16 protein-coding genes are annotated in these 15,612 nt (G+C 42.4%); 11 read left to right on the plus strand and 5 right to left on the minus strand.

Features of this window, described 5'->3' with window-relative positions:
* Positions 1–439: 439 nt before the first annotated feature.
* The 5 genes from EO93_RS12665 to EO93_RS12685 all read left to right on the plus strand — a co-directional run bounded on the left by EO93_RS12665 (position 440) and on the right by EO93_RS12685 (position 6,219).
* Positions 440–1,156: a hypothetical protein gene (locus tag EO93_RS12665; protein ID WP_048162903.1), complete on the plus strand. Its 717-nt coding sequence runs from the start codon at positions 440–442 to the stop codon at positions 1,154–1,156.
* A 240-nt stretch (positions 1,157–1,396) separates the two neighbouring features.
* Complete coding sequence (locus EO93_RS12670; protein ID WP_235284257.1) at positions 1,397–2,020, plus strand: flavodoxin family protein; 624 nt, start codon at positions 1,397–1,399, stop codon at positions 2,018–2,020.
* 126 nt (positions 2,021–2,146) lie between these two features.
* Complete coding sequence (locus EO93_RS12675) at positions 2,147–2,695, plus strand: flavodoxin family protein (protein ID WP_048162817.1); 549 nt, start codon at positions 2,147–2,149, stop codon at positions 2,693–2,695.
* 392 nt (positions 2,696–3,087) lie between these two features.
* A complete protein-coding gene (locus EO93_RS12680; RefSeq protein ID WP_048162819.1) occupies positions 3,088–4,707 on the plus strand; it encodes a P-loop ATPase, Sll1717 family in 1,620 nt (539 codons plus the stop codon).
* A gap of 300 nt (positions 4,708–5,007) precedes the next feature.
* Entirely contained in the window at positions 5,008–6,219 is a 1,212-nt protein-coding gene (locus tag EO93_RS12685; protein WP_048132701.1) for an ABC transporter permease, read from the plus strand.
* Between the two features lie 22 nt (positions 6,220–6,241).
* On the opposite strand, the gene EO93_RS12690 is transcribed toward EO93_RS12685, so the two are convergent.
* Positions 6,242–6,691 carry a hypothetical protein gene (locus EO93_RS12690; protein ID WP_048162821.1) on the minus strand — a complete coding sequence of 150 codons (450 nt, stop codon included), beginning with the start codon at positions 6,689–6,691 and terminating at the stop codon, positions 6,242–6,244.
* A gap of 216 nt (positions 6,692–6,907) precedes the next feature.
* Between EO93_RS12690 and msrB the strand changes: the two genes are divergently transcribed.
* From msrB to EO93_RS12705, 3 genes are all read left to right on the plus strand, one after another.
* A complete protein-coding gene (gene msrB / locus EO93_RS12695) occupies positions 6,908–7,312 on the plus strand; it encodes a peptide-methionine (R)-S-oxide reductase MsrB (protein ID WP_048162822.1) in 405 nt (134 codons plus the stop codon).
* A 160-nt stretch (positions 7,313–7,472) separates the two neighbouring features.
* On the plus strand, positions 7,473–7,640 hold the full coding sequence (locus EO93_RS17805; protein ID WP_235282868.1) for a hypothetical protein: 168 nt from the start codon (positions 7,473–7,475) through the stop codon (positions 7,638–7,640).
* A gap of 150 nt (positions 7,641–7,790) precedes the next feature.
* On the plus strand, positions 7,791–8,435 hold the full coding sequence (locus EO93_RS12705; RefSeq protein WP_048162825.1) for an HAD family phosphatase: 645 nt from the start codon (positions 7,791–7,793) through the stop codon (positions 8,433–8,435).
* 143 nt (positions 8,436–8,578) lie between these two features.
* Here the strand turns inward: EO93_RS12705 and EO93_RS12710 are convergent, their stop codons facing one another.
* The 4 genes from EO93_RS12710 to EO93_RS12725 all read right to left on the minus strand — a co-directional run bounded on the left by EO93_RS12710 (position 8,579) and on the right by EO93_RS12725 (position 12,722).
* Positions 8,579–9,718 (minus strand): UDP-N-acetylglucosamine--N-acetylmuramyl-(pentapeptide) pyrophosphoryl-undecaprenol N-acetylglucosamine transferase, encoded by a 1,140-nt coding sequence (locus EO93_RS12710; RefSeq protein WP_048162905.1) that lies wholly within the window; start codon positions 9,716–9,718, stop codon positions 8,579–8,581.
* Between the two features lie 336 nt (positions 9,719–10,054).
* On the minus strand, positions 10,055–11,440 hold the full coding sequence (gene mtaB, locus EO93_RS12715) for a methanol--corrinoid protein co-methyltransferase MtaB (protein WP_048132711.1): 1,386 nt from the start codon (positions 11,438–11,440) through the stop codon (positions 10,055–10,057).
* Positions 11,441–11,450: 10 nt separating this feature from the next.
* The gene (gene mtaC, locus EO93_RS12720) at positions 11,451–12,227 is read right to left on the minus strand and encodes a methanol--corrinoid protein MtaC (RefSeq protein ID WP_048132713.1); all 777 of its coding nucleotides are present in this window, start codon (positions 12,225–12,227) and stop codon (positions 11,451–11,453) included.
* Between the two features lie 21 nt (positions 12,228–12,248).
* A complete protein-coding gene (locus EO93_RS12725) occupies positions 12,249–12,722 on the minus strand; it encodes a hypothetical protein (protein ID WP_048162827.1) in 474 nt (157 codons plus the stop codon).
* Positions 12,723–13,130: 408 nt separating this feature from the next.
* On the opposite strand from EO93_RS12725, the gene EO93_RS12730 reads away from it, so the two are divergent.
* From EO93_RS12730 to EO93_RS12740, 3 genes are all read left to right on the plus strand, one after another.
* Positions 13,131–13,985, plus strand: coding sequence for a winged helix-turn-helix domain-containing protein (locus tag EO93_RS12730; RefSeq protein WP_048162829.1), 855 nt, complete (start codon positions 13,131–13,133; stop codon positions 13,983–13,985).
* 271 nt (positions 13,986–14,256) lie between these two features.
* Positions 14,257–15,048 (plus strand): winged helix-turn-helix domain-containing protein, encoded by a 792-nt coding sequence (locus EO93_RS12735; RefSeq protein WP_048132719.1) that lies wholly within the window; start codon positions 14,257–14,259, stop codon positions 15,046–15,048.
* Positions 15,049–15,119: 71 nt separating this feature from the next.
* On the plus strand, positions 15,120–15,596 hold the full coding sequence (locus EO93_RS12740) for a DNA-deoxyinosine glycosylase (RefSeq protein WP_048132721.1): 477 nt from the start codon (positions 15,120–15,122) through the stop codon (positions 15,594–15,596).
* The last annotated feature ends 16 nt before the right edge of the window (positions 15,597–15,612 follow it).

A 15,612-nucleotide genomic window follows, 5' to 3' on the forward strand; every position in this document is an offset into this window, starting at 1 on the left:
TTGCATTGTTTCATCGTTTGACATCTGGAACCTGCGTGCAGGGTGCTAAAACAGTTTTCTAAATGTTCTGAGTCAATTTTGGTCGATGCGACCATGAAGGTGGAGCAGATTATTATTATAAATTAATTATTATTTTTCAAAATACTGCTATATATAATATCTAATTATATTATATTCCAATAACTCTTGTCCTATTACATTTTCGGGCAGGAAATATTTTCAAATAAAATATCTGTGAGTTTTGTCGGTGGGTAAATCCTGCCTGAACAAAAGAGATACAAAAAACCTGTAAACAAAAACCCTTTCTGACGAGAAACCTGCTTTTCTGACGAGGCACCTGCAGATTATGCAGCTGTTTTCTGGATGAAGCAGGGATCAAAATCAGGGTAGTGGGTTCTTTAGCTTTACATTAATCTAAATGGAGTTGGGGGAAGTAGTTTTGATTAAGTACCGAAAGTTAGGAGTGCTTATTTTAAGCCTGATGATATTGTCTGTGTTTGCAGTGTTAAGTGTGACTGCCTTATCTGAGGAAAACGATTCGATTGGAGATGTGCCTGACCTGCCGCTCATCCTGTATGGTGGGCTGGATGTTAATGGAGAACCTGTCTCTGAGGGCTCTGAGATTCTGGCATATTATGAAGGAGAGCTAATTGCAAAAAGTACCGTAGGAGAAGAAGGTAAATACAGCCTGAACCTGAATCTCACTCCTGAAAACTATACTAATATTGAGATTGTGGAGTTCTATGTCAATGGAAATATAACCAGTTTAAATATACCAGTCTCTGAAATTGAAGCGATTACAACCAAAACTCCGGGAACGATAACTGAAGTTGATCTCGAAGGTTCCGTTTCCTCTGCTGACATAAATACGAGTTCAAGCAGTACGGGTTCAAGTAGCAGCAGTGATTCAGAAGGCGATGTAAAAATTGTGAATAAAGATTCTGTATCATCTGAGAATTCCACAGAAGCAGGAAATTCTGAAGAAGCCAGTTTTGCAAAGGGAGTGACAGATAGTTCTGTTGACATGCAGGAGCCTGTTACTCAAGCAGGTGATGAGGAAGGCGAAGATGCTGCAAAAGCAGGTTATTCAATATTCTTCACGGGGTTGCTTTTTGTTACAGCGCTTTTCGGTGCGTTCATGGTCATTAAAAGGTAATCAGCAGAACCAGGCTAACCGATCAAACCAGTAAAACTAAATCAGCAGAATTATTCTCTCTTTTTCTTTTTTTATTTTTGTCTCTATTTATTTTTGTCTCTATTTACTTTTGTCTCTATTTACTTTTTCCCGGGTTTTTCTATCCAAACTGAATAATTTTTTTCTGTAAGAGAAACGTTTTTATCCTGACCAGTCGTTTATACTTTTGCGTAAAAATGTTTTATATTCTGTATTTTAAATTTGAACGGGGGTTCTAGCATTAAAGTTCTCGGATTGGTGGGTAGTCCTAAAGTCGATGGTAATACCTCAAGACTTGTTAATGCAGTTCTTGAGGGAGCTGCGGAAAAGGGGGCAGAAACTGTAGTCTATAACCTTGCCTCTCTTGACATCAAAGGCTGCGATGCCTGCTGCAGGTGCCAGGAGCACGGTTGCTGTGTTATAGATGATGATATGCAGAAACTTTATCGAGAAATTCAGGCCGCAGATGTTCTCGTGCTCGGTTCTCCTGTATATATGTGGCAGATGACAGCCCAGACAAAACTCCTTATTGACCGCATGACAGCTTTCTTAAGGCCGGATTTTTCGAGCAGGTTTGACAATAAAAAACTAATCCTTGTCTTTACTCAGGGAATTCAGGATAGGGATGCCTTTAAACCGTATTTCGAATACACAGCAGGTCTTCTTTACTATCTGGGTTTTGATGTTCTGGATACAATCGTTGCAGCAGGCACGGATAAGCTTAAAGTTGAATTCAGGCCCAGGTTGCTGGAGAAAGCAAAGGCCCTTGGGAAATTGGTCTCGGTTTCACACATTCCAGGCCCGGAGTACAGAAAGGTCGAATCAAGTTTGACTGAGTCTCTCTGAAATCTTCTATCTTATCTATTTTGTAGAGGAAATCCGTCTTCAGTCAGATTTTTTCGGAAATATTTTATACCTTTGTTGAATCATCTGTCTAATTTTTTTATTCTTTTTTTCGGAGGAGTATTTCAAGTGAAAGTTTTAGGATTAATTGGAAGTCCGAGGGTAGACGGAAACACCACAAAACTTGTAAATGCAATTCTCGAAGGGGCTGCAGAAAACGGCGCTGAGGTAAGAGCCTACAACCTCTCTAAACTGGATATCAACCCCTGCGAAGGTTGTACGAACTGCAGAACCGAAGGTAAATGCGTAATCGATGATGATATGCAGCAGCTTTATGAAGAAGTCCAGGCAGCTGATGCTGTTGTGCTCGGCTCTCCCCTATATATGTGGGAGATTACAGCCCAGACCAAACTTTTCGTAGACAGGCTGGTTGCATTGCTCAATCCTGATCTTTCCTCCCGTCTTAAGGTTCCCAAAAAACTCGTCCTGGCCTATACCCAGGGTGCCCCAGATCCAGATGCCTTTAAACATTATTTTGCCCATTTAGAAGGCCTATTTTCCTTCATGAACTTCGATGTCAAAGGAAGTATAGTTGCAGCAGGAACCTACACTCCTGAAGATATTCTTCAACAGCCTGAAATCCTTGCACAAGCAAAAGAAATCGGAAAGAACATGTGATTCATTTGTAACTCTTACAAATTTCTAATTTTTTTATGCCAATATTTGGGCGTGGGATGAGTCATTGATCATATCTAAAAAAATGAGTACATACTCCTTGTTATGAAAATATTTAAAGAGATTTTTATGATTCTGGTTTTCAATAACTCGTCCCCATGACCTTTTCTCCCAAATTAATCTTTTCTCACGTGCAGTTGGATCAGTACTTACTTTATGACAAAACCAAACAAAAGTACACAAGCTAAAAATGTTAATTTTTGACTCTATCCAATGTTAAATGCTTCTTATTTCTTAGCTCTCTCTTTTAAATTTTATATTTTTCCTATGTTCAAAAAAATAGTTTTAAATATACATCGAATATACTTCATTAGATCAATTGTTGGAGTGTTTTGATGGAAGAAATAGAGTTCTTCAATAATTTAGGTTTTGATTCAAATCCATTTCAATTTACAAATGCTGACTATGAAGAACGATTAAAGAATTATTTTATTCCACCTCCTTATTTTAATTCTGTATGGGGGACTCCGAAAAGCCCAAAAAGTGTTACCATTTTTGCTCCAAGAGGGGGTGGAAAAACAGCTCAAAGAAAAATGATCGAGTATGAGTGTGTAAAAAATAAAAATGTACTATGCGTAAATTATTCAGATTTTGATTTTCCAAAAAAAGCGGGAGATATTACACTTAACGATCATCTTGAAAAAATAATTCCAATAATCGTTCTTGGAATATTAACTAGATTAAATCAAGATCCAGCTCTTGCAAAAAAGTTAGATGAATCAGATAAATTGTATTTAAAGTATTTAGCCGAAGTACATCTGGGTAAATTATCGGAAAAAGAGTTGAGTAATGCGATAAGTTCTTTATGTAATTATTCCGATAAAGCAAAGAAAATTTGGAATGATCATCTCGGTTCAGTCAACATTGCTCTCAATTTAGTCCTTTCAAGATTGGGATCTAAAGAGCAAGATCTAAAAAAATTAGAGACCTCTCCTAAGTTTGATGAAACGTTCAAATATCACTTTAAAAAAATACCTTCAATAGTTCTCAAAATGGATTTTTCATCTATATATATTCTTATTGATAAGGTGGATGAATCAGAAATAACTGGAAATGATGCTAATTTGTCTGCAAAATTGATTGAACCATTACTCAAAGACTTAGATATGCTTGAAACTAAAGGATACGGATTTAAGTTTTTTCTGTGGGACAAACTTGTACAATACTATAATAGATATGGCCGAAAAGACAGAATTGAGTCTTATTCATTAAAGTGGACAGATTCTGATTTAAAGTCAATGATTTCCAAAAGATTGGAAGAATTTAGTAATCAAAATATAAGTGATCTCTCTCAAATTATTGATTCGAATTCTAATATTGACATTAATGATCTGGTTATTTTATTTGCTCAAAAATCTCCAAGAGACGTTATCAGAATAATTCACGATATTATTGCGGAACAAAGGGAAATTGACCAAAACGTGACTCGAATTTCTCATAACGCTATTCTTAAAGGTATTGATATTTTTTGTGAGAAGAAATTAAGTGAGCTTGCAAGTGAAGACCTTATAAGCGATCTTAAAAAAATAGGGAAAATGGAATTCACTATTAATTATTTAGCAAATGAGGTATATAAATGTAGTAAAGGCAGTGTGAGGAGCAATAAAATTAAAAAATGGTCCGATCTTGGATTTATAGAAAGAATAGGAAGAATTAAACAAGGCAAAAATCTTACGGTAAATCTTTATTCTATATCTGATCTGATTGTTGCGAGGAATATCTTATCAGAGATGCCTATCGAGCAATTTTTGAAATATAAATGTAAAAAATGTCCTAATTGTGGAAAGTACCTTCTTAGGGATTGGGATGTTAATCAAGAAAAAGTCTGCCATTATTGTTCTTCCAAAATTGAAAATATCGATCTACCTAAAAAAATAGTCCGAGTTATATCTGCCGTGCAGGATAAAAATATTAATGAAGATCATGTGAATCAAAAGACGTTACTTGATTTTTGACATATTGAAATCAACTGAACATTCAACTATTTTTTTATCGGAGTAAAATTTTTTATTTTTGCAAAACGATGAACACACATTAGATTGTCCTTACACGTTATTGAACTCTTCAGGATACTCTGCAACCCCGCCGGTCCCGTCAAGAGCTCTTTTCTTTTACCCCCGATTAACGTTCCCATAATTAGCAGGATTTATATGTTTGATGTATTCTTTTAAATAAAGTTTAAGAAAATCAGTTTTGGTCTTCAATTCTTAAATTTATCTTTCCCCCTAAAAAGCTGCAAAACGGAGCCCCCATTCATGATCCCCTTTTTCAATGCAGGAAAAATAGCGCTTGGAAGCATTAAAAGTGCAAAGATGCGTTCGACCCTTACGGTGCTTGGAATCGTTATCGGAGTTGCGGCTGTGATTGCAAACGTGTCCCTTGGGGCAAGCTTCAACCAGCACTTTACGAATGAAGTAAACAACATCGGCTCAAATTTCATTTATATTCAGGGGATGCAGCCAAAGCTTTTTTACGACAATCAGCTGAAGATAGTTGAAAATACGCCCGGTGTGTCCGGAGTTTCGCCTTTGAAGTCCCAGACTGCTGAAGTTACGTACATGTCCGAGACCAAAAGCATCATGATAAGCGGGGTAGGGGGAGATTATGATGAGGTTGCAAATACCCAGCTCCGGGAAGGCACCTTTATTAATGATAATGATGGGTATGTCGCAATTATCGGGCACGATATTGCAAACGAAAAGTTTGGCCGGAACATCTCGGCCCGAAACTCCATAGATATAACCTTCAGGGTAGGAGAAGACGAGAAAATCACAAAAACCTTCAAGGTTAAAGGAATTATCCAGAACCCGGATAATACCATGGTCCAGGCGTACAACGATAACGAAGCTGTCCTTATCCCTATTGATGTCATGAATGAGATCCTTGGCGAAACGGACTATGGAGGGGTTTTTGCAATGGCTGAAAACCCTGCAACAATTCAGGATACCTCGGATGAAGTTGACAGGCGCCTTGCCCGGAGCTTCGGGATTTCCGAAAGGGACCTTGAGGACAAAGATTCGCGGCCCTACATGATGGTGAACCAGGCTGAGGTTTTAGAGCAGACTGACATGATGGCAGCAGCACTCAGCTCTTTCCTGACAGCGGTTGCCCTGATTTCCCTTCTTGTAGGCTCCATAGGGATCATGAACATCATGCTCGTAAGCGTTACCGAAAGGACAAGGGAGATAGGAGTGCTCAAATCTCTTGGCTTCACAGGCTTTGACATCCTTTTTCTTTTCATGATCGAGTCAATCCTGCTTGGAGTCTTCGGGGGTATTCTCGGAGGCGCTCTTGGAATTGCAGGCGCATACAGCGTGGAAACCCTCCTTAACCTGCCTGTGGTCTTCCCGTTAAGCCTGATTGTTGCCGGGTTTCTCGTTGCTGTCGCTGTCGGGTTCGTCTCAGGCGTCTATCCCGCAAGAAAAGCCGCAAAAATGAAGCCTGTGGACTCGCTCAGATACGAATAAGATTCTCTAAACTAACCTCAAATTATTGAAAAAAGAGCTTGAAAATTATCAGGGTCAGAACAAAAAGCCCAAGCCCCATCCGGATAAGAACCTTCCCCCGCTCAAAAGGCTCTCTTCTGGCTTTCACTGCTCCATAAATCAGCTGGCCCAGGCCCGGTCCTACCGGGAATATAAGAGGCCAGGTGTAAACCCAGCTTTCCCAGTTTCCTGTTACGTACTGGTAAAAGAGTAGCAGGCCAAACATGTTAAGAGTCCAGCTGAAAGAGGCAATCCATTCTCCAATACGACTCTCTGTTTCCAGGGATGTAGCAAAAAAAAACATTCCGGAAACAACAAGATAGAATGGAAAAGTAAATTTTCCCAGGTGGATTTGCATGGAAACTATCAGGCCAAACACCACCGTAAGAAGAAAAAATACAAGGAAAGCTGTTATTATACTGTGGTCTTTTCTTTTCCCCCGGTTTTCCTTCATGGCACCCCAGACTCACGAATTCTTATTCCTGCAATGTAATTCCGGTTGAATCATTATGCACCATTCTTTTTATGCACCATTCTTTATAATTATGTAGCATACAATACTCCAATAGCATACAATGCTCTTTCTTGGGATAAGTCAGGATTTCCCCTGACCCGAAGGATAATAATATTTCCGGCATAATTGAGTTATATGCATAAAGGGGGTTTGTGACTGGCACAAGATAAAATCGAGAAACCAGAAAAGGAATGGAAAAAGGTTCTCACTTCTGAACAATATCACGTTTTGAGGCAGAAAGGTACCGAGAGGCCCTTTTCGGGGGATCTTTATTATAACAAAGAAAAAGGGGTCTATACCTGTGCCGCCTGCGGGCAGGAACTCTTTTCTTCCGATACCAAGTTCGAGTCAGGGACCGGTTGGCCCAGTTTTTCTGATGTTATTGCCAGCGACAAAGTAAGGCTTCAGGAAGACACCAGCCATTTCATGCGCAGGGTTGAAGTTGTCTGCTCCCGCTGCGGAGGGCATCTGGGGCATGTCTTCGATGACGGGCCGAAACCTACGGGAAAACGCTTCTGCATAAATGCCGTTTCCCTTGACTTCAAGAAGAAACCCGAATAAGGAAAATCCGAATAAGGAAAATCCGAATAAGGAAAATCCGAATAAGGAAAATCCGAATAAGGAAAATTCAAATGTGACATAAGGTCCAAAAGGCCCGAAGGATGAAATCAAGGGAGCTTAAAAGGGGGCTTGAAGAAATCTGAAACCTTCTAAAACACAGGTGGAGCTGGTCGGGTTTATCATCTTTCTGTTTCTTTACCTTGCCCTTTTTAATCTGCTGTTTAGCCTGAAAGGGTATGAATCTCCCATCTTTGCTCCGGGAACCCTTCTTTTTTCCTTTCTCGGATACTGGCTGGCCGGGTATCTGTACGACAGGTATCTGAAATGATGGGCAGTCTTTTGGAGGGAGCCGGCGGGAAAGCTGGCGGGTCGAAAGATAGCATGATTTATCTGACCTGGGCGAGCATTTCTATATAGAATCTTTATCTATGGGTACTTTCATAAGCTTTATTATAAATTACACCAATTTTCAGGGCAGATGTTCGAAGCAATTATTTTTGATGTGGACGGCGTCCTTGTGGATTCCATGCGTTTTCATGCTGACGCATGGATTGAAGCTTTCCGGGAAGCAGGGATTTCCATCAAAAGGGAAGATATCTATGAAATCGAAGGTGGAAATGACCGGGGAATAGTCAGATCCATCTTCGAAAAATCAGGAAAAAACCCCGGGCCTGAGGATTTCGAGTCTATTCCCCGAAGAAAGCGGGAAATTCTTGACCTCAGCCTGATAAAGCCTTTTGACGGTGTGGTCAGTTGCCTGGACAAGCTGAGGGATAAGTTCCGGCTCGCCCTGGTCTCAGGTTCAAGCCGTCTGGTTGTGGGGACTGTAATTGAAAATTTCTTTTCCGGCATATTCGAGGTTGTTGTCACGGGTTCGGACGTTGAGAACGGAAAACCTGCTCCTGAGCCTTACCTGAAAGCAGTTGAAAAACTCTCCCTGCCGGAGAATGAGTGCCTCGTTGTGGAAAACGCCCCTATGGGAATTGAAGCTGCAAAAAACGCAGGGCTTTACTGTGTGGCGGTTTCAAGCACACTCAGGCCCGAAAGGCTGCAGCATGCAGACCTTATCTTTGAAAACCATGTTGAGCTTTTCAGGTATTTCAAAAGCCTGATTCATGATTGATCTTATGCATGATTGACCTGATGCATGATTGGTCTGATGCATGATTGGTCTGATTCATGATTGAATTTTATCTCCAGAGCCGGAAAAATTCAATTCAGGCTACATTTAAGGCAAATGTTCGAAAAGGCTGGAAAAGAGGCTTTTCAGGAGGCATCTGGTCCTGCTTCTTTTTCGAGCAGTTCCCTGATGGCTTTTGGTCCGTCCAGCTCGTTTGCAAGCTTGCGGAGCCGCTCGGTCTTATTCCTATACGCCCTGTCTTCCAGGACTTCCCGGATGCACTCCAGAATGACCGCCGGAGGGGTAGAGTAACTTAGTTTTCTTCCGTAGCCCTCTTCTTCGACCACTTCGGCGTTGCTTTCCTGTTCGTTGTGCCCCTCGTCCGGGAAAGAGATGATCGGGATTCCGAAACTTAAAGCTTCCATCATTGTGCTGTGCCCTCCGGGGGCGATCACTGCATCGGAACTCTTGAAGTAGGGGAAGGGGTCTTTTATGAACTTGAGTACCTGCACGTTTTCCGGAAGATCAGTGAATTTTGAAGGGTCAAGGCTAGGGCCGGAAATGAGAGTGTAGTGGATGCCGGAATCGAGCTTTGCGGTTTCGAGCACTTTCCTGAAAATCGGTTCCCTGTACCCGAAACCTCCAATAAGGGAGATGATGTGGGGCTTTTTGAGGGAGATTTCTTCAACTTCGTCGTACTTTTTCTGGACCAGGGGGCCGCTGTAAAAAAGTTTTTCCCGGATTTTGTGGGTAAAACTCAGGTTCTTCCTGCAGACCGTGTAGGGGAGGGGATAGTCAGGGATGATTATCCTGTCCACCATCTCGAAGATCTGATTGTACACCTTTTTGGTCAGTTCCCCGAGAAGTCTTATGGGTACGCCCCTGCTTTTGAAAAACTCTTCCATGTTCGACTGGTTAAGGATTAGGTAAACGGGGAGCTTGAGGGCTTTTGCGGCAAGGATTCCAAGGTAATAACTGTCCGAAACCACGGCATCAGGGCCAATATCTCTGGTTAGCCTCAGGATTTTTGGCCCACCCAGGAGCTGGGCGTTTTTCAAGGTTGCTTCTACCGACCCTGTGAAGTCTAAAGCTCCTGCTTTTCCCACCAGCTTGATTTCCGAGGGAATGTCGTGGGCCTTATAACCTACCTTTTCGATAAGCTCTTTCGAGTATCCATATGCTCCAAAGTGAACCTCATGCCCTGCACTCATCATTTCTTTCCCCAGGGCAAGGCAGCGGCTTGTGTGGCCAAGCCCTTCCCCGCATATAAAAATTATTATTTTCATCAGCACAACTCCTTTTCTTCCGGCTTCAGGACTTCTCACTCAAAGGTTTACTGTCTTCCATCTGTCCACTTTCCTGTAGATGTTGTATTAATGGGCAGATAACTATTCTAAATGATCGGATGCCCAATTAAAATGGGCACGGGCTGCCTGAATTAGTTATACGGTTGACCATTAAAGTCATATGAATGTAGTAAAAATCCGGGCTAAAGGTTTGCGGGCCAAAAAAGTGAAGAGAATCGAACAGTACTGAAATGTGCAGAAATGTAATGTGAAAAACAAAATGTGCAGTATAAGTAAATGAATCTGGTAAAAAGAAAAAGAGAAGGAGAGTTCGGCTCAGAGGCCGTAGTTCTCCGGAAGGAAGACTTTAACTTCACTCTTGTACTTTGTGAGGCAGTCGTCCATGAATTTGTCCATGTCGTCCGTAAGGGAGTCCAGGGATGCCTTTGCGTCTGCGAGTGCTTTGGTTTCGAACCTGGAGAGTGCGAGCTTGCCTGCAGCACCTTCGCTGACGATGTCACAGCATTCGATTGCAGCGTTCTTTGCTCTGAGGTAGATATCGTTTCCGTCCTTAACAATTGCCTGGCCGACCTTGTATGCGTTGTCGTATGCAAGCACGTAGGACTGGGGGTCTCTGTACCTGTCGGAGAGCATGAAAAGGTCCCTGAGAACTTTTTCGTTCTTGGTTTCAAGAGCGGTGTTCATGAGGGCGCAGTCGTATGCGAGGTTCTCGGACCAGCACTGAACTGTGGTACCACCGAATTCACCGTGGTATTCAACGGACTCGTTGGACCAGCAGTCACAGCACTGCATAATGAGGTTACCCATTACGTCGGAGTGAGCGCAGGTGGAAGTCTTACCTTCTTGGGTCATTGGCATACCGGTGATGGCTTTGACAATGATGTTTTCATAGCCGCAGTCCTTTCCGGGGCCAACTGCACCGCATTCGTATGCGACGAGGGATCTGGGGGCGGAAATTGCCCTTGCGATGATTGCGAGGGTGTGGGCAAGGTTCTTGTCGAGCAGTCCGCCGCCGATGAACATTGCGGTGTTTGCCTGGGCGCAGTCGGTGTCACCAGCTGCTACAGTGCCGGTCTTCTTTGCAATTGCTGCAATGTCGGACCAGATCATTTCCATGTCCATGGAGCCGAGGCAGCCGATTGAGTAGAGCATACCGGGGATATCGTTCCTGAGTACGGCGTGGTCGAATACTTCCTTACCACCCATGCTCTCTACGGAAAGCAGGTCTGCACCGGATTTGGCACACTGTTCAAAGGCTTCGAGGAAGACCGAGTACTTGTCGCCTCTGAGCTGGGGGAATTCTCTGTTCTCACGGATGTCACCAATGGTGTGGCGGAGTGCGCACTTTATGCCGTATTCATCGTGGTATTCTTCCATGATGGTTTTCTGGGCGTGTGCAACTTCTGCTCCCCAGGAGGGGTTGTTGGACATCTGCTGAACGTGTTCAGTTTCAAGGATAATTGCTGGGAAACCGACCTGGACCATTCTTGACATAACGTCGGTTGTGATCCTCTCGTATTCCTTTATGAGTTTTTCCTTGGATGCGCCTGCTTCAGGTCTAGGAGCGTAGTTAATTTCAGGAATTGTGTAGCCAGCACCGATCTCAAGGCCAAGGCCTGCCTTTACGGGGTGCTTGGATACACCGAAGCTCATTTCGTCTGCACTTGCATATGCCATTGAAGTGTATCTTGTTGCTGCCATCTCATTCACCTCAGTGCTTGTGGAATTTGTCTCTTAATGCTGCGATATTGTTGGTACCTGCAATGATTGCATCAGCAATCTTGGGGGCGTCAGCTGCTTCTTCACCGTACACACCGAGTGCATACTGGGACACGAAGTCCTGGTTAACTGCGCCGCCACCGCATGCGAATGGAACCTTTAGACCCTTTTCAACGAGCTTGTCGTTAACTTCCTTGAATGCATACATGGTGGTGGTCATGAGTGCAGTACCGGTGACCATGAGAGGCTTGTTTGCAATAACTGATGCAACAACTTCGTCAACAGGGACATCCCTTCCGAGGTCAACCACATCGTAGCCGTTTGCCCTGAGGAGAGCGGTAACGATATTCTTTCCGATGTCGTGAACGTCACCTTCTGCAACGTGGCAGACAACAGTTCCCTTTGTTACAGGGGCAGTTTCGGAGTTTTCCTTACAGAATTCGATACCGTTGAGCATGGCGTCAGCAGACATCATGACGTTAGGGAGGAAAATTACTCCATCATCGTAGAGTTTGGTGACAACGCCCATACCGACCATGAGGGCATCGTCTATGAGGGTGATCGGGTTCTGGCCTGCATCCATTGCTGCCTGGAGACCCTCGATTACATCATCTTCTTCTCCTTCGAAGATGGCTTTTGCAATCGGGTAAACAAATTCGTCTTTAGGATAAAGCTCTTCTGCGGCTTCTTCAGGAGTCATCTCCTTCTCCAGAGCCACATTGTATCTGGTTAATATCTTTTTCAGACTTGCCTCTGTAAAGTCCAACATATTTCTAAACCTCCATTTAGATTATACAAAAAGGTCCTTGACGTTCCGGATCTGCAGTTTTCCGGATTTATAAGGTCTTGGATGTTCCGGTTTTGCCTTTGTAAAGCTTTTTCTTTCTGTGGTAGTACCCTGAGAAACATCTGAAGTTTCTCTATCTTTGAGGATGTAAATTCCAGATTTCTGAAGTACAATACCGGTGAAAGAATTTCTTTCTCCTGTTCCCGGAACTTTTCCTTTTTTATTGTAGCTCATGTCTGCATGCTGACATGTGTTTACAGCGTAATTAGGGGAAATTATCCCATATACCATAACCGACGGAAATTTTTTCCTGATTTTTACAGGGCAACACGGGGTCTGAAATTTTGAGGACAAGATGCTATTTTCGACCCTCGAATCTTTCCAGTTCTTCTCTCCTGATAAAGGAGCTCTAAATTTTTGGGGCAAATCTGGAATCTCCTCCTCAACATTTTTCAGGAAATTTTTATTTTTAAACAATCCAACTTTTTTTAAACAATGTCGTTATTTAGATAAAGCCTATTAAAAATTTCAATGTTCATATTTACTCTTCCAGTCACACATATACATTTAATATCCCTAGTTGGGGTGCCATTATCTTTTTGAACTCTGGCTAATGATGTCGTTTTTCCTTTAAATTCTCCCTCTTTTCCTCACTGATAAAAATATTTTATCTTGCCCATATTGCGTTTTAAATTATTCATCCAAATTCTTTTATATAAATGGGCATATCGGTTATCCCCAGTATATGGCGTAAACTCTTCCTCTTATTAAGGTCGTACAGAACCCGAACGGAATGTAAATCTTTATTCGTCCTTGTGCGAACGTTACGGTGCCACACGATGCAGATATCCTATATTTACAAAAAAAGAGATAGAAGTGGTTTGAATGAAATCTGAGTTAATAGATGTAGTATTTCGTTCCCAGAAAAGAAGAGACCTCCTCTTACTCCTGGGAGAAGAACCCCGAACAATGGAAGAAATTAAAGTCCTTCTCGATGTTTCTCCCACAGCTATCTTACCCCAGATCAAGAGGTTCACGGACAGTAATCTGGTTATTCACAAAAATGGCAGCTATGAATTGACAGATATGGGGGATCAGGTGTTCAAAAAAGTCAGATCCCTTGTTGACGTCCTAACCCTGGTTGAAAAAGACAACTATTGGATTGAACATGACCTGGGTGGAATCCCTCAGTATCTTCTTGGCAGGATAGGGGATCTTAAGGACTGCAAGCTGGTCAAAGCCGATCCCAGCCAGATATTCGAACCGAATACGGAACTTTTGAAGTTCTTTTCATCTTCCTGCTATCTCATGGTTTTTTCATCCTTTTACAGGCCTGAGTTCCTTCCCCTTTATTCAAAGCTCGGAAGGCTTGATTCAGAGGTTTCCCTTATTTTTACGGAATCGGTACTCGAGAAGTTCCTGCACAACTATAAACGCAAAATAAGGAAATTTGCCACTCTGGAGAACACCGAACTTTTCTTCTGTCAGGATGGTGTAAAAATTGCCGAGCTTATTGTCTCTGATCGCGGGATGATGATTTCTCTCTTTGACAGCCAGGGTAGGTTCTATCACGACTATATGTGCTGTTCCGAGCCTCAGGCTATTTCCTGGGCAAGAGAGCTCTTTGATTTCTATAAATCAAGGTCATTAAAGGTCGAGGGTGAGAAGAGCATTGACAGTGTTATATGCACATCCGAAAACGGAGCTTTATCGGAATCTATGCTGTTAAGCCTTCACTGATATCTACTGATGTATTAACAGATTTAATACAGGTTTGAAGCTTTAATCCAAAATAAGTAAGGTGACTGAGATTCTCCAGATTTGCTGGAATTATTCGAGTTACTGAAATTATTCGATTTGCTGAAATTATTCGAGTTATTGAAATTATTCGATTTGTTGGAAATTATCCCGGATAGCTGAAAAATTCCTGTTCAATCCGAAATAACTCCAAATAATCTTAATTAAGACCTTATTTAATCTCAAATTCCTTTCCTAGGGGAGGCTGAATCGAATGAGTATGGAACTGCAGTTAATAGATACTATTTTCTTTTCGGACAAAAGAAAAAATTTGCTTCTATTCCTGAAGAACGGGCCAAAAACGATTGAAGAGATCAAGACTGAGCTTGAAGTCAGTTCTAGCCCTATTATGGCTCAGATCCGTATCCTGATCAAAGACGGGTTGCTGGTGCAGAAAGACGGCAGTTACGAACTCTCTGTAAAAGGGAAGCTTATAGTTCCCAAAATGGAACCCCTCCTCTCCACATTCCGGGTTTTTGATGAAAACCATGATTACTGGGCAAGGCAGAACCTTAGCACCCTTCCTTCTCACCTGCTTGACCGGATCGGGGAGCTTGGCAAGTGTATGGAGCTTGTGCCTGAGAGAACTCATATCTTTGATTACCCTCCTGAAATCATGGACCCCCTTTACAGATCAAAAACGGTCATGGAAGTCTCTTCGTTTTTCCGCCCGGGGTATCCGGGTCTCTATCTGGACCTTGCGAATAAAGGAGTAGAAGTTTCTCTGGTTCTGGAAAAACCCATATACAGGAAACTGGTTTCCGATCACAGACAGGAGGCCGGAGAGTTCCTGAAAATGGAAAATACGCAGATTTTTGTCTGTGACAATAAAATCGAACTTGCTTCCAGCCTTGTTACGGACCGCTTTATCTCGATATCTATGATCTCAAAGGACGGAAGGTACTATAACCATGAAATGGTGAGCTTTGAAAAAAGCGCTCTTGAATGGGGGAAGGAACTTTTCAACTATTACAGGGAAATGTCTGAGCAGATTACACAGGTTTGAACAGATTATACAAATTTACTTTTTTTCGATTCTAAAAATTAAAGTAGCCTCAAAGCCTAACTTTCTTTATCATGATGAAGCGAGGTTTCCCGGCAATCCTTGACGAAAAGACTGAAATCCTTATTCTGGGCTCCCTTCCAGGTGACGAGTCCCTCCGAAAGCAGCAGTACTATGGAAATCCGGGAAATGATTTCTGGAGGCTGGTCGGCCGCGCAATCGGAGAAAACCTTCAGGATATGGATTATAATACGAGGCTTGAGACTCTGAAACGCAACCGAATCGGGCTCTGGGATGTGTTTAAGGCCGGAAGCCGGGACGGAAGCCAGGACTCTAAAATCAAAGACGAAGAGATAAACCAGTTTTCAATATTAAAGGAAATAGCTCCGGAGCTGAAGCTTGTCTGTTTCAACGGCAAAAAATCAGGGGAATATGAACCTTTCCTGAGAAAAATGGGCTATGAGACTAAAGTCCTGCCCTCTTCAAGCGGGATGAACCGAAGATTTTTTAAAATTAGGGAATCTGAGTGGGAAGCTGCTCTTAAGCGCTAAAAGCTGTTCCTGTCAG

The sequence above is a fragment of the Methanosarcina sp. 1.H.A.2.2 genome (assembly GCF_000979975.1).
Taxonomy (GTDB): Archaea; Halobacteriota; Methanosarcinia; order Methanosarcinales; family Methanosarcinaceae; genus Methanosarcina.